11 protein-coding genes are annotated in these 14,613 nt (G+C 64.4%); 7 read left to right on the top strand and 4 right to left on the bottom strand.

Annotated features, from left to right (window positions below):
* Positions 1 to 64 precede the first annotated feature (64 nt).
* From VB777_RS02110 to VB777_RS02135, 6 genes are read left to right on the top strand one after another with little or no spacing between them, the layout of a single operon-like run.
* Positions 65 to 1,129: an efflux RND transporter periplasmic adaptor subunit gene (locus VB777_RS02110; protein WP_323246775.1), complete on the top strand. Its 1,065-nt coding sequence runs from the start codon at positions 65 to 67 to the stop codon at positions 1,127 to 1,129.
* Between the two features lie 53 nt (positions 1,130 to 1,182).
* Positions 1,183 to 4,608, top strand: coding sequence for an efflux RND transporter permease subunit (locus VB777_RS02115; RefSeq protein ID WP_323246776.1), 3,426 nt, complete (start codon positions 1,183 to 1,185; stop codon positions 4,606 to 4,608).
* Positions 4,598 to 4,939: a hypothetical protein gene (locus VB777_RS02120; RefSeq protein ID WP_323246777.1), complete on the top strand. Its 342-nt coding sequence runs from the start codon at positions 4,598 to 4,600 to the stop codon at positions 4,937 to 4,939. The genes VB777_RS02115 and VB777_RS02120 overlap by 11 nt, the downstream gene beginning before the upstream one ends.
* Before the next feature lie 44 nt (positions 4,940 to 4,983).
* Complete coding sequence (locus VB777_RS02125) at positions 4,984 to 6,090, top strand: efflux RND transporter periplasmic adaptor subunit (RefSeq protein ID WP_323246779.1); 1,107 nt, start codon at positions 4,984 to 4,986, stop codon at positions 6,088 to 6,090.
* Positions 6,087 to 9,425, top strand: a complete 3,339-nt coding sequence (locus VB777_RS02130; RefSeq protein ID WP_322758281.1) for an efflux RND transporter permease subunit — start codon at positions 6,087 to 6,089, stop codon at positions 9,423 to 9,425. The genes VB777_RS02125 and VB777_RS02130 overlap by 4 nt, the downstream gene beginning before the upstream one ends.
* A 33-nt stretch (positions 9,426 to 9,458) precedes the next feature.
* Complete coding sequence (locus VB777_RS02135) at positions 9,459 to 9,740, top strand: hypothetical protein (RefSeq protein WP_197158668.1); 282 nt, start codon at positions 9,459 to 9,461, stop codon at positions 9,738 to 9,740.
* Between the two features lie 82 nt (positions 9,741 to 9,822).
* On the opposite strand, the gene VB777_RS02140 is transcribed toward VB777_RS02135, so the two are convergent.
* The 3 genes from VB777_RS02140 to VB777_RS02150 form a co-directional block, all read right to left on the bottom strand.
* Positions 9,823 to 11,553, bottom strand: coding sequence for a SulP family inorganic anion transporter (locus VB777_RS02140; RefSeq protein WP_323246781.1), 1,731 nt, complete (start codon positions 11,551 to 11,553; stop codon positions 9,823 to 9,825).
* Between the two features lie 40 nt (positions 11,554 to 11,593).
* Positions 11,594 to 11,845: a hypothetical protein gene (locus tag VB777_RS02145; protein ID WP_197158670.1), complete on the bottom strand. Its 252-nt coding sequence runs from the start codon at positions 11,843 to 11,845 to the stop codon at positions 11,594 to 11,596.
* A 212-nt stretch (positions 11,846 to 12,057) separates the two neighbouring features.
* A complete protein-coding gene (locus VB777_RS02150; RefSeq protein ID WP_322758283.1) occupies positions 12,058 to 13,698 on the bottom strand; it encodes an alpha-D-glucose phosphate-specific phosphoglucomutase in 1,641 nt (546 codons plus the stop codon).
* 125 nt (positions 13,699 to 13,823) lie between these two features.
* Between VB777_RS02150 and VB777_RS02155 the strand changes: the two genes are divergently transcribed.
* Positions 13,824 to 14,198 (top strand): hypothetical protein, encoded by a 375-nt coding sequence (locus VB777_RS02155; protein ID WP_197171837.1) that lies wholly within the window; start codon positions 13,824 to 13,826, stop codon positions 14,196 to 14,198.
* A gap of 33 nt (positions 14,199 to 14,231) precedes the next feature.
* On the opposite strand, the gene VB777_RS02160 is transcribed toward VB777_RS02155, so the two are convergent.
* The gene (locus VB777_RS02160) at positions 14,232 to 14,606 is read right to left on the bottom strand and encodes a hypothetical protein (protein ID WP_323246785.1); all 375 of its coding nucleotides are present in this window, start codon (positions 14,604 to 14,606) and stop codon (positions 14,232 to 14,234) included.
* Between the last annotated feature and the right edge of the window lie 7 nt (positions 14,607 to 14,613).

The following is a 14,613-nucleotide window of genomic DNA, read 5'->3' on the forward strand; positions in this document are numbered from 1 at the left end:
ATCCCCTTGTCGGACTTTGAGGGCGTCAGGCCGGTTCAACGCCACGGCCTCGAAGACCGCCTCCATGGCCGTTGCCCTGAGCACACTGCTCCTGGCGGCCTGTGGCAAGCCCGCGCCTCCAGCGGCCAAGCCCCTGGTGGTGAGCACCGCTCCGGTTCAGATCGCTCCCTTCAGCGAGCGGGTGGAGACGGTCAGCACCCTTGAGGCCATTGATGAGGTACAGCTGGCCGCCCAGGCCGGCGGCAGGATCCAGCAGCTCGGCATTGGCCAGGGCGACAAGGTCAAGGCCGGCCAGCTGTTGTTGGTGCTCGATCAGGTTCAGCTCCAGGCTGACTTGGCCACCCTGCTGGCGAGGGAGGAAAAGGACAAACTCAATTACCAGCGTTTTGAATATCTTGTGCGTCAGGGTGCTGCCAGTGCAATCCAGCGCGATCAGTTCCGCGCTCAGTACATCGAGTCTCGCGAAGCCGTGCTGGCCAAGCGGGCCGATCTGGCGTTCCGAGATCTGCGCTCGCCGATCGACGGCACGGTGGCAGACGTTCAGGTGAAGGTGGGCGATGTGATCAGTGCCGGCGATCCCTTCACCCGCCTGATTCGCAATGATCGTCTCTTCGCCCGCATCGATGTCCCGGCGATCTTTTCCGATCGGATCCGCCCCGGTCTGCCGGTGACCCTCAAGCAGGCCGGCTCGGATCGGGTGCTGGTGGAGGGCCGGATCGACTCGGTCGACCCCAACGTGCTGGCGGGTTCCCAGGCCCTGCTGGTCAAGGCGGCGTTCGCCAATCCGGGCGGCGGCCTGCGCAACGGTCAGCGGCTGCGGGCCACCGTCGAGCTGGATCGGCGTCAGCTGCCCTCCGTGCCCTTCGCGGCTGTCACCCAGTCGTCTGGTCAGAGCTTCGTCTTCAGGGTCGGCACCCTGGCTGAACTGAAACTGCAGCCGGGCAAGGCGCCGATCGAGCAGTTGGAGGCTCTGCCGCCCAGTGCCCGCTTCGCCCTGCAGACGCCTGTGCAGCTCGGTGGTCTGCAGAACAATCGATATCCCGTGCTTCAAGGCCTGGATTCCGGCCGTCAGGTGATCACCAGCAACCTGCTCAACCTGCGCCACGGCATGCCGATCAAGGTCAACTAAGGCGGTCGCGTTCGCCTCCACGCATCAGTGTCGTCTTCGGATTCGAGTTCACCGTGTCGCCTTCCAACGGTTTTATCGTTCGCCCCGTGCTCACCACGGTCTGCAGCCTGCTGATCGTGATTGCGGGATTGATCTCGATCCCGTTGCTGCCGGTCGAAAACCTGCCTGACATTGCACCACCCACGGTGAACGTGAACGCGAGTTATACGGGGGCCGATGCGATCACGGTGGAGCAGGGCGTCACCACGGTGCTGGAGCAGCAGATCAATGGTGTGGAGAACATGGACTTTATCAGTTCCAACAGCTCTGCCGATGGTCGCAGCCAGATCACGGTGTCGTTTGCCAGTGGCACCGATGGCGATATCAATCAGGTCAACGTTCAAAACCGGGTTTCTCTCGCCAATCCCTCCTTGCCCGAGGAGGTGCGCCAGGCGGGAGTGGTGGTAAACAAGGCTTCCAACTCCATTTTGTTGGTCTATAACTTCGTCAGTGAGGATCCTGCCAAAATCACCTACAGTGTTGAGACAATCAGCGGGCTGCTGGATCAGAATCTCACCGATTCAATCAAGCGGGTGCCTGGGGTCGGAGATCTCACCTATTTCGGCGAACGTAAACTCGCCTTCCGCCTCTGGCTCGATCCCGACAAGCTCACCGCGTTTAGCCTCACCTCTAATGACGTGGTCGCGGCCCTCAGCAGCCAGAACCGCCTGGTGCCCTCCGGAAGTGTGGGCGGCGAACCGGCGCCCAAGGGACAGGAGTTCACGTTCACTGTGCAGCTGCAGGGCCGCTTACTCAGCGTTGAAGATTTTTCGGCCCTGATCGTCAAGACCACCCCTGAGGGTGGAATCGTGCGGCTGCGCGACGTGGGTCGCGCCAGTCTGGGCGGCGAGAACTATGCCCTGCAGGCCACCGATATCCGCGGCGTTCCTTCCGTGGGCCTGGCTGTCTACCAGCTGAGTGGCAGCAACGCCCTCAAGACATCCGAGGGTGTGAAGGCTGTTCTGGACGAGTTTCAGGCCGTGATGCCTGTGGGTCTGAAGATGGAGCAGATCTACGACAACACTGAGTTCATCAATGCCTCGATTCAGGGGGTTGTGGATTCCCTCCGCGATGCCGTGGTTCTGGTGGTGCTGATCCTGTTTCTGTTCCTGCAGGACTGGAAAGCCACCTTGGTGCCGGGTATCGCCATCCCTGTGGCCTTGATCGGTACGTTTGCCCTGGTGAATGCCTTCGGCTTCTCGCTGAATCAGCTCACTCTCTTCGGTTTGGTGCTCGCCACGGGTCTGGTGGTGGATGACGCCATCACCGTGATTGAAGACACCTCCACCAAAAAGGCTTCGGGCCTGACAGCGGCCAGGGCGGCCATGGCCACGATGGATGAGTTGTTCAGCGCGGTGATCGCCACCTCTCTGGTGTTGTTTGCGGTGTTTCTGCCGGTGCTGTTCTTCCCGGGAGCCACCGGCACGATCTATAAGCAATTTGCCGCCACGATCATCTTTTCAGTGGCGATCTCCACCTTCAATGCCCTCACCTTTTCGCCGATGCTCTCGGCGCTCCTGCTCGCTCAGGATTCTGAGCCTCCGGGACGGCGCACCTATGCGATCGCCGGCGGCTCGATCGGATTCATCTATGGCCTGCTGGCTGGAGGCAGTGGTGTCTTGCCCGTGCTCTCGGCTGTGGTGGTGGGACTGTTCGTTGGCTATGTGGCCAAACTTCTCACAGGTCTGCCCCTGCGGTTGCCCTTCACGGTGGGGGCCGCGGCGGTGGGCCTGATCTTCGGCGGGGTGGAGACCCCGTTGACGGTGTTGATCTTCGCGGCGGCGGGCCTGGCCACCGGTTGGTTCACCCCGGTGATCTTTCGCCGTTTCAACGGTCTTTATGCCGGCTTCGAAGACCGCTACAGGGGCCTGCTGGGCTGGGCGCTGAATCGGCGCATTCTGGTGATGGCTGTGCTGGCAGGGGGCATCACCCTCACCGGTGTGGCCTTCAGCGCCATCCCGGGAGGGTTTGTTCCGATCGAGGACCAGGGCTATGCCATCGGCTTTGTGCAGGCCCCCGATGGGGGCTCCCTGCAGGTCACGGATCGGATCAACCGGAAGGTGGCCGAGATCCTGCGAACCGAGAAGGACATCACGGCCGCCTCTGTGTTCAGTGGCGCCAGTCTGGATGGCAATGCCCCGAACAAGGGTCTGTTTTTCTTCGGCACGCGGAACTGGGATGACCGCCAGACCCGCGAGCAGGAGATGGGTGCGATTGTGGGACGGCTCAACCAGAAGATGGCCTCCCAGATTCAGGAGGCACGGGTGTTTGTGGTCGAACCACCGGCGATTCCGGGGTATGGCACCTCTGGAGGCTTTGAATTCCAGCTTCTGGACCGCAGCGGCGGCGCCCTTAACCTCCAGAGCTTCTTCCAGGCGGCGGGCACCTTGATCCGCGAGGCCAATGGCAGCGATCTCTTTCAGCGGGTCTTCACCCTGTTCTCCCCGGAAGCTCCCCAGCTGGCCATTGATGTGGACCGGGATCGCCTGGCATCCCTGGGAATCGACTTCGGCGATGCGATGCGATCGTTCAGTGTCAACTTCGGTGGCAGCTACGTCAACGACACCTTCCAGGAGGGCAAGGTGCGGCGCGTCTTCGTGCAGGCCGACGAAGACAACCGTGCCACGCCGGAGAAGCTCAAGGCTCTCTATGTGCGCAATGCTTCAGGCGACCAGATTCCCCTGTCGGAGTTTTTCACGGTGCGGTCCACCCAGGGCCCCAGTGTGATTCCCCACTTCAATCTCTACCGTTCGATCAAAATTGAGGGCAGCCCGGCTGCCGGCAAGAGTTCAGGCCAGGCGATCAATGGCATGCGTCAGTTGTTCGAGGCGCAGTCGTTGCAGGGCCTGAATTTCGACTGGACCGGCATCTCCCGTGAGGAGGTGAAGGCCGGATCCCTGGCGGTTGTGATCTTTGCCCTGGGAATCCTGGTGGTCTACATGGTTCTTGCTGCCCAATACGAGAGCTATACCGATCCCCTGATCATCCTGATGACGGTGCCCACCGCCATGCTGGGTGCCCTCACCTTCCTCGCCCTGCGCGGCGAAGTGCTCAACATCTATGCCCAGGTCGGCCTGGTGATGTTGATCGGCCTGGCGGCCAAGAACGGCATCCTGATCGTCGATCTCGCCAATCAGCGCATGGCCGAGGGGGCCACGGCCCTCGATGCCGCCCGCGACGCGGCCCAGTCGCGTCTGCGGCCGATCATCATGACCGCCATTTCATCGCTGTTCGGCTTCCTGCCCCTGGTGCTCGCCAGTGGCGCCGGGGCCCGTAGTCAGGCGTCTCTCGGCACGGTGGTGTTCGGTGGATTGCTGGTGGCCACGGTGCTGTCGCTGCTCGTGGTTCCCGTATTTTATGTGGTGGTGAAGACGCTGCTGGCTGGTGGCTCCACCCCATCGCAACCCGCGCCCACCCTTCCCGGTTCCGATGGCGCTTGATCCCCAGGCCATGGCGTCCTCTTCTCCTCCTGACAACGATCGCAGGCCTGCCGCAGCGCCGGCCAAGCGCCCTTCCTTTCAGGGCAAGCGGGTGGTGGTGGCCCTGCTGATCGGCATGGTGATCGGCTGGGCCGTGGGGTTGTTCATGGAATCGATCGTGCAGCATTCCCCCACCTCGATCGACCCAGGCGATCTGGTCTGGCTGCGGCGCCTGCTGGCGGCAGCCGGAGCCCTGAGCGGGCTGGCGATCGAAGCGATGCGGCAGTTGCAGGCCGCCAATCCCGATCCGATTTACCATCAGAATCGCCAGGGTCTGCGGCGCAGATGGTGATTGGACTTGATCCCACCTATCATCCGCCCAGCCTCCCGGATTCTGTGAAGTCGCTCGTTGCCCTCAGGTTCGGAGCCGGGCTGGTGGTCCTGGCGTTGCCCCTGCAGGCGTGCAGCCCACCGAAGCCACCGCCACCGCAGGCGCCCCTGGTGATGATCGAGCAGCCCACGCCACGCACCTTCAACGACCAGGCCACCTACCAGAGCACCCTTGAGGCGATCCGGGATCTGCAGCTGGCGGCTGAGATTGATGGTCGGATTATTGCCATGCCGATGCGGGAGGGGCAGAGCGTCAGCCAGGGCCAGCCCCTGTTCCGGCTGGATCAGGTGCAGCAGCGAGCCGAGGTGAATGCGGCGGCCTCGGAGGCCCGCAAGGATCTGGTGAACGCCCAGCGCTTCATCTTCCTGAACGAGCAGGGGGCTGTTTCCACCCTGCAGCGTGACGCTTTCGTCACCCAGGCCCTCACCAGCCGGGACAAGCTGATCGGTCAGCAGGCCACCCTGGCCTACAAGGATGTCGTCGCTCCGATCGCAGGCCAGGTCGGCAACATCAACGTCAAGCTGGGCGACTTTGTGCGGGCCGGCACCGTGGTGACCACGGTGATCGATAACTCCGTTCTCTGGGTGCGTCTTGATGTGCCGGCCTCCCAGGCCTGGCGGGTGCGCCGAGGACTGCCTGTGATCCTGCAACTACCGGATCAACAGGGGCAGCTGGCCCGGGGCTCTCTCACCTTCGTGGCCCCCTCGGTGGACAAGACCAGCCAGACCCTGCTGACCAAGGCCACGTTCGACAACCGCGATGGCCTGCTGCGCAACGGGCAGCGGGTGAGTGCCACGCTGGTATTCGCCCAGGAGCCCCTGCTCTCGATTCCCGAAAGCGCGGTTCTGCTGCAGGCAGGCAAGACGTTCGTGTTCCTGGCTCTGCCGGCGGCCGAGGCCAGCCGTCGCCTTGGCCGCCCCCTGGCGAGCCAGCCCCCATCGGGAGGCCTGGTCGCCGTTCAGGTGCCGGTCCAGGTTGGGGCGCTGCAGCAGGGACGCTTTGCTCTTCTGGATGGGTTGCAGAGCAGTGATCGCTTCATCCTCGGCAACCTGGCGCAGTTGCGCTCCGGCTCCGTTGTGCGTACGACCTCTGCGGGGTCCGCTCGTCCATGAGCCTTTCGGACACCTTCATCCGCCGCCCGGTGCTCAGCACCGTGTGCAGCATCCTGATTCTGATGGCTGGCATCATCAGCCTGCCGCTGCTGCCGATTGAGAACCTGCCCAACATCGCGCCACCCACCATTGCGGTGACAGCCAACCTGCCGGGTGCCGATGCCCTCACGGTGGAAAGTGCCGTGACCGGACCTCTGGAGGAGCAGATCAACGGGGCGCCGGGGATGGATTACATCACCTCCAACAGCACCGGCCAGGGGGTGAGCCAGATCAATGTCTATTTCAAGCCGAACACAAACGCCGATATTGATCAGGTCAATGTGCTCAACCGGGTGCAGACGGCCACGGCCCAGCTGCCTGAGCAGGTCAATGCCCAGGGCATCACGGTGCAGCAGACGGCGTCAAGTTACCTGCTGGTCTATAACCTCACCTCCACCAAAGGCCAGTTCGACCGCAACTATCTCAACGGTCTGTTTCAGCTCAACCTCCTCTACCCCCTCAGCCGTGCCGACGGGGTGGGCCAGGTCAATGTCTTTGGAGCCAGCGATCCTGCCTTTCGCCTCTGGGTCGATCCCCTCAAGCTGGCTCGCTTCAATCTCAGCATCAATGATGTGATTGATGCCCTCAGCTCACAGAACCAGGTGGTGATCGCCGGCAGCATCGGCGGCCCCCCTTCGGTTCCGGCCAATCGCCTCACCTACCCGTTGCTGGTCAACGGCAACCTGGAAACGGTCCAGGAGTTTGAGAATCTCATCCTGGCCAAAGGCCCGGGCGGGAGCCAGACAGCTGAGGGATCGGATGGCGGCCTGATTCGCCTGTCTGATGTGGGCCGTGCCGAATATGCGTTTCAGAACTTCTATCAGTCAGCGATCAACGCCAAGACCGGTTATCCCTGTGTTGGGTTTGGCGTGATTCAGCTGCCCGGTAGCAATGCGATCTCAACCGCCAAATCGGTGGATACTGTTCTGAAGCAGTTTGAAAGTACCCTGCCTCCAGGTGTGCGGCTTGAAAAGGTCTTTGATCAGACTGACTTCATCAATGGCTCCATCGAAGCGGCGCTGGATGCCCTGCGCGACGCCGTTGTGCTGGTGCTGTTGATCATCTTCCTTTTCCTTCAGGACTGGAAGGCCACGGCCGTGCCTGCCCTGGCCCTGCCGATCGCCCTGCTCGGCGCCCTTGTCTTCGTCAAGGCGTTCGGATTCTCGATCAACGAACTCACCCTGCTGGGGATCATTCTCGCCACCGGCCTGGTGGTGGACGACGCCATCGTGGTGGTGGAAGCAGTCTCGGCCCGTATCGAGGCGGGCGACCCGCCGTTCAAGGCGGCATCGAATGCGATGAAGGAACTCACCGGAGCCATCCTGGCCACCGCCCTGGTGCTGCTGGCTGTGTTCATTCCGGTCACCTTCTTTCCTGGGGCGACTGGCGTGATCTACCGCCAGTTTGCCCTCACGATCGTGTTTTCGATCCTGGTGTCCACCTTCAATGCGATCACTGGCAAGCCATTGCAGTCGGCGTTGCTGCTGGGAGGCGGCAAGACCAATCCCACAGGATTGAAGTGGACCCTGATTGGAGCCGCCATCGGTGGCCTTTACGGCTACATGGTGAATGGCTGGGTCACAATGCTGCTCTTCGGATTGCTGGGTGCCTTGATCGGCACCTTCCTGCAGCCGATCTTCAAGGCTTTCAACGCCTTCTTTGAGCGCCTGGCTGCCGGCTATGCCCGGTTGCTTGACCAGGTGATCCGCCTGCGGCGTCTGGTGGTTGCTGTTCTGCTCGGTGGCGTGGTGCTCACGGGCATTGCCTTCACGGCCGTTCCCACCGGTTTTGTGCCGACGGAAGACCAGGGCTACGGGCTCGGCATCATCCAGCTTCCGCCGCAGGCTTCGATCGAAGCCACCATGGAAGTTGCTGATAAGGCCAGAAAAATCATCGCCGAAGAACCGGAAGTTGTCTCTGGTGAGTTGATTGGTGGAACCGGATTCAATGGTGGAGCCTTTAACCAGGCCATCTTCTTCTTCGGTCTCAAGCCGATTGAGGAACGCACCTCTCCGCAGCAGTCGGCGCAGGCGATCATCCGTCGCTTCAACCAGAAGTTCCGTGAGATTCCCGGCGCCGTGGTTCTCTCCCAGTCTCCCGCCGCGGTGCCTGGGTTCAGCGCCCAGGGGGGATTCTCGTTTCAGTTCAACGACCTCAGTAATGGTGGCTATACGCCCACCGATCTCTCCAAGCTGTCTGATCAGCTGATCGTCAAGGCGCGGGCCACGGGGGATTTCTTCAATATCTATACTCAGTTCGTCAGTGATGCACCGGTCTGGCGGTTGGATGTGGATCGCGATCGGATGGCCTCGCTCGATATCAACTATGGCGATGCCATGGCCACTCTGGGGGCCCTGGCGGGAGGCCGCTTCGTCAATCCCACCTATGAAGATGGCCAATACCGGCAGGTGTATGTGCAGGCCGAAGGAGAGAGCAGGAGTGTGGTGGAGGATCTGGCCAATCTCTATGTGACCAACGGCAAGGGTCAGCAGATCCCTCTCTCCAATGTGATTCAGGCCCGGCTGGACAGCGCTCCGCCGATTGTCAGTCACTTCAACCTGTATCGAACCGTGCTGATCCAAGGGGCCGAGGCGATCGGCAAGAGCAGTGGTCAGGCGATCGACAGCCTGTCGCAGGCATTCAGCCAGCTTGATTTCAGCAACATCGGTATGGATTGGTCAGCCTTGTCCCGCTCCGAGGTGCAGGCCGGTTCTCTGGCGATCCTGGTCTTCGCCCTTGGCATTGTGGTGGTCTATCTGGTGCTCTCCGCCCAGTACGGCAGCTACATCGATCCGCTGATCATCCTGATGACCGTGCCACTGGCGATGCTGGGGGCCCTGGCCTTCCTGGTGATGCGCGGGCAGGTGAACAACGTCTATGCCCAGGTTGGGCTGGTCACCCTGATCGGCCTCGCTGCCAAGAACGGCATCCTGATCGTTGATCTGGCCAACCAGCGCCTCGAGCGGGGCGAATCGATCCCGGCGGCGGCCAGCGGCGCGGCTCGATCCCGCCTTCGCCCGATCCTGATGACGGCCATGGCGGCTCTGGCGGGCTTTTTCCCCCTGGTGATCGCCGATGGTGCCGGTGCTCTGAGTCAACGCTCCCTGGGATCGGTGATCTTTGGTGGCCTGCTGGTGGCCACTGTGCTCAGCCTGTTCGTGGTGCCCTCGTTCTATGTCCTGATGAAGAACCTCGAGCGCGACTGGTTTCCCGCCAGCGCCGACACCTCCGATCCTCTGGCCGACGATCCCGTACCCGCCGTGCAGCCCCCGGTTCCGCCTCAACCGTCGCCCTGAGCGGCTCTTTCCCAGGTTCGCTGCCTCTGTGCCATGCCTCTCCCCCCTCCTCCTGGCTACCGCCGCGGCCGTCAGCGGCGCGTTGATCGCCGCCGCATCGCCCTGGCCGGCACTCTGATGGCCTCGGCGGCCACTGTTCTGGCGCTGCTGGCCCACCGCGCCATGCGCACCCCTGGCAGCCTGCTCACCCCGATCCCGTTGGTGAAGTTGGCGGTGGTGGTCAGCGTGGCCGGCGCCTGCGGCAGCTGGGGTGAAACGATGCGACAGCTGGCTCTGGTGGCCAAGGACGATCCGGACTCAGATCTCGGGGGGTGAGTGGGCGATGGCCCTGGCGGCTGAAGCCAGGTGCTGGTGGCACGGGGCTCACTCTCCGGCCAGCTGGTGGCTCGCTCGTTGGTCACTCATGACGGCTGCTACCGGCTGGTTCAGCGCCGGATGTCTGGACGTCATCTCTGACTCCGGCCGAGGCGCAGGCGGGCGGTCTGGAGCGCAGAAACTCCTGCCGGGCGCTGCTCAGGGTGGGGAAGATGTGATCGGCACCGATCGCGTCCAGCAAGCCCGCCCGCACCAACTGGCCGTAAAGATCCTGTTTCACCCGCGCCAGGCCCAGCACGATCTGCCGATGGCGGAGTTCCTGGATCAGCTCGATCAGCATGTCTGCCGCTGAGATGTCGATCTCCACGATCGCTTCGGCATTGACCACGAACCAGGCCACCGGTGTGGTTTCGGCCTCGATCGCGGCCAGGGCTCTGCGGCGGAAATGGTCGGCATTGGCGAAGCAGAGGGGCGCGTCGTAGCGGTAGATCACCAGTCCGGGCAGTGTCCGTGCTCCCGCCCAGTCGTGGATGTCGTGCAGACCCGCCAGCTGGGGCACCTCCCCCAGCACCGCATCGTTGGGCCGCACCAGCCGGCTGAACAGATCGATCACCGACAGCGCCACCGCCACGGCCACACCTGTGAGCAGGTCGGTGAGCAGCACCCCCGCCAGGGTGGCCAGAGCCAGCTGCCATTCGCTGCTGCGAAAGCTGCGCAGCCGCCGAAATTCGCCCAGATCAATCAGCCGCAGCGCCGCGTAGATCACGATGGACCCCAGGGCCGCCTTGGGGAACAGCGCCAGCACCGGCCGCAGGGCCAGCAGCACCAGGATCACCACCAGGAAGGCCACCAGGGAAAACACCTGGCTGCGGCTGCCGGCGGTGTCGCCGATGGCGGTGCGGCTGCCGCTGCTGCTCACCGGGAAGCCCTGCAGCAGCCCGTTGCCCAGGTTCACAGCCCCCAGGGCCAACAGTTCCCGGTTGGCATCGATCCGGTAGCCGTTGCGAGCTGCGAAGGCCCGGGCAGTGAGCACGTTGTCGGAGTAGCCCACCAGGGCGATGCCTGCCGCGGTGGGCAGCAGGGACCTGAGTGTGGGGAGCGTCTCCCCCAGGGGCAGGCTCAACTGGGGCAGCCCCGCCGGAATCGGGCCGATCACCGCCACGCCCTGACGGTCCAACTGGAGAGCCGCCACCACCGCCGTGGCCAGAAGCACCGCCAACAGGGGAGCGGGCAGGCTGGGCCAGCGCCGTTGCAGCACCACCAGGAAGGTCAGCACCGCCGCCGCCAGCGCCAGGGTGGGCCCGTGCACCTCCACGTGCCGTTGCACAAGCTCCTGGATCTGCCCACCGATCGAATCGGCCGCCAGGGTGAGCCCGCAGATCCTGCCCAGCTGACTGGTGATCATGATCACCGCCACCCCGGCCATGTAGCCCACCAGGATCGGCTTGGAGAGCAGATCGGCCAGGAATCCGAGCCGGCCCCAGGCTCCGAGGCAGCAGAGCCCACCCACCACCAGGGCCAGCAGAGAGGCCAGCCCGGCGTAGTGGCCTGGATCGCCAGCAGCGAGCGGACCGATGGCGGCGGCGGTCATCACGGCCGTGGTGGATTCCGGCCCCACCGACAGCTGGGGCGAGGAGCCCAGGAGTGCATAGAGCAGCAGCGGCGGCAGGATGGCCCAAAGCCCGCTGATCGGGGGCAGTCCCGCCAGCTCGGCGTAGGCCATGCACTGGGGAATCAGATAGGCCGCCACGGTGATGCCTGCCACCAGATCGGCCTTCCACCACTCCGGCCTCCCCTGGTGGAGCGGCTGCATCCCTGGCGGAGGCCAGGAGGGCCTCATGGGCTGGCGCCGTTCATTTCACCGGATACCTTGTCGCGGCCTTGTCCCTGCAGGTGGTGCGGGCCTGGTCGATGTTGCTGCCGGCTTCAACCTGCTCCAGGAAGCAGGTGCAGGTGAACTCCCCCATGCCAGCGGGTGGTGTCTTGCCGGCGGCGGCCATGGCGGCGTTGAAGCCCGCCATGCAGAGTGCCTTCACCTGATTCCCATCAACAGCCCCGGCAGGTGCGGCCTGGCCGATCCCCATCAGCAGCACGGCCAGCCCCATCACTCGGACGCGTGGCCATCCGGAGTGTTCGCCTGAGGGAGACAGGCGGCTTGTGGCGGCAGACGGGCGAACTGCCGCGGCAGACGGGGGAACAGTGGGTGAGGTCATGCCGAGCAATTGGACCGTTACTCCTGAGGCTAGGAGCAGGGACGAGCCTGGTCAGAGTGAGCGGGAGATCACGGATCAGGTGAGCACCGATCAGATGACCATGATCAGGTGATCACGGTGGGCCGTGCCATGCCGGTGTGCCGGTGGATCTCGGCCAGCTGGTCGGTGGCCTGGATCAGATCGCCCAGCGCCTTCTGGGGATCCAGGGTGAGGGCACCACCGGGATGCACGTAGCTCTCCAGGTACACCCGCAGCGTGGCGCCCTGGGTGCCTGTGCCGGAGAGGCGCAGCACCACGCGGCTGCCGTCGTCCAGCAGGATGCGCAGACCCTGCCCCGCACTGGTGGAACCATCGACAGGATCGGTGTAGGAGAAGTCGTCGCAGGTGGCGATCGCCCGACCCGCGAAGCGCTCACCCTTCAGGCTGGGGAGCATGGCCTTCACCCGGCTGTAGAGCTCTGCGGCGGCGCTGGAGGCGATCGCTTCATAGTCGTGGCGGGAGTAGTAATGGCGCCCGAAGCGGGCCCAGTGCTCCGTCATCACTTCGGCCACGGAACACTGGCGGCAGGCCAGGATCTGCAGCCAGAACAGCACCGCCCAGAGGCCATCCTTCTCGCGGATGTGGTTGCTGCCGGTGCCGAAGCTCTCCTCCCCGCAGAGGGTGATGCGGCCGGCATCCAGCAGGTTGCCGAAGAACTTCCATCCCGTGGGCGTTTCGAAGCAGGCGATACCCAGCTCCCTGGCCACCACATCCGCCGCGGCACTGGTGGGCATGGAGCGGGCCACGCCGCTGAGCCCGTCGGCGTAGCCCGGCGCCAGGGTGGCGTTGGCGGTGAGCACGGCCAGGCTGTCGCTCGGGTTCACGAAGCAACCGGCCCCCAGGATCATGTTGCGGTCGCCGTCGCCGTCGCAGGCGGCCCCGAAGCGGTAGGCATCGCCGTCCAGGAGCAGGGCGGCCAGCTCGTGGGCATAGGTGAGGTTCGGATCGGGGTGACCGCCGCCGAAATCCTCAAGCGGGATGCCGTTCCGCACCGTTCCGGCCGGGGCCCCCAGCAGCCCCTCGAACAGACGGCTGGCGTAAGGGCCGGTCACGGCGTGCATGGCATCGAACGCCATCGGGAAATTGCCGCGCAGCAGGGCTCCGATGCGATCGAAGTCGAACAGGCCCTGCATCAGCGCCACGTAGTCTTCGACCCCGTCGATCACCTCCACCTCGAGGCTGCCGACCCTGTGGCGACCGGGTTGGTCGAGGGGGATCGGATCGGCGTCCTGGATCCGGTAGCCATCGAGCCCCAGGGTGCAGGCATAGATCGCATCGGTGACCGACTCCGGCGCCGGCCCGCCGTTGGCGCCGTTCACCTTCACCCCGAAATCCCCCTCCGGACCGCCGGGGTTGTGGCTGGCCGAGAGGATGATGCCGCCGATGGCCTGATGGCGGCGGATCAGATGGGAGGCGGCCGGCGTGGAGAGGATGCCGCCGGTTGTGGTGATCAGCCGCGCCACGCCGTGGGCCGCTGCCATGCGGACGATCACCTGGATGGCCTGGCGGTTGCCGTAGCGGCCGTCGCCACCCACCACCAGGGTGCCGCCATCGACGCCCGGCAGTACCCGCAGGATCGCCTCGAGGAAACTTTCGAGGTAGTGCGGTGTCTCGAACTGGCGGCTGCTCTTGCGCAGGCCGGAGGTGCCGGGCTTCTGGTCGTCGAAGGGCCGCTCAAGCACCACTTGACGCACACCGCTGGTCATCACGTAAGCCGCAACAGACCCAAGCTACGCCTGGCCCCAGAACGGGCTGGCTCCGGCAACCGTCGCTAGCGTTTCTTCATGGCCGGGTCGCACTCTGCCTGCGCTCCTTTTGCCCCAGCTCGCCCGTGCTGCTTCCCTCGTCCCGCCCTGCCGGTCTGGCCCTGGTGCTGGCGGCCATTCTCGTGCCCCTGGCCCGTCCTGGCCAGGCGGCACCCATGGGGCTCGGCCCGGTCGATTCCTATCCCGCTGCGGTCCAGCAGACCCGCAAGGCTGCGGAGGCTGTGCTCAGCCATGCCGGCGCTGAAAGCTGCCTGCGGGGCAAGCTCACCAACGCCCTGCTCAAACTCAGCGCCAGCTGCTCGGCCGCTGGTCGTCAGGGCGGAGCCTGCGAGCTGGCTGACCGGGCCATCGTGGTGACGCCCTGGTCGGTGCCCTTCATGGAGAGCACATCCCGCGCTCTGCTGGATGCGGCAGAGGCTCCAGTGCCCTCTGCCCCTTGAACCGTTTCGGCGCTGAATCGGTTCACGAACGGTTCACTGCTGAAACGGTGACGAAGGTTTGTCGGTGGTCGGAGTCGGTTTGGCCTGGGCGCGGCAGATCACCATCAGGTCGCCTGCCGCCCTGTTGAGCGCTTCTCGTCTGACGTAGCTGTTGACCGCCGTGACCTCGGAGCCCTCCCGAATCTCCCAGAGCACGTCTTTGCAGGAGGCCGAAAGGCGCGGGTGATCGATCAGGCGGTCGGCCTGGTCCCGCGCCGGGGTGCAGGTGGCATCGTTGTTCTCACGGCCACAGTCCTGGGCGGCCAGCTGCAGTTGACGGAACTCGGCGTTGCTGGGGTAAGGGGGCAGATCTTTCCCCAGGGCCGCAGGCAACGGCAGGCAGAGCAGCAAGGGACTCAGCTGCAGCAACCTCAGC

This window comes from Synechococcus sp. CCY9202, from assembly GCF_034931685.1.
GTDB lineage: Bacteria > Cyanobacteriota > Cyanobacteriia > PCC-6307 > Cyanobiaceae > CBW1002.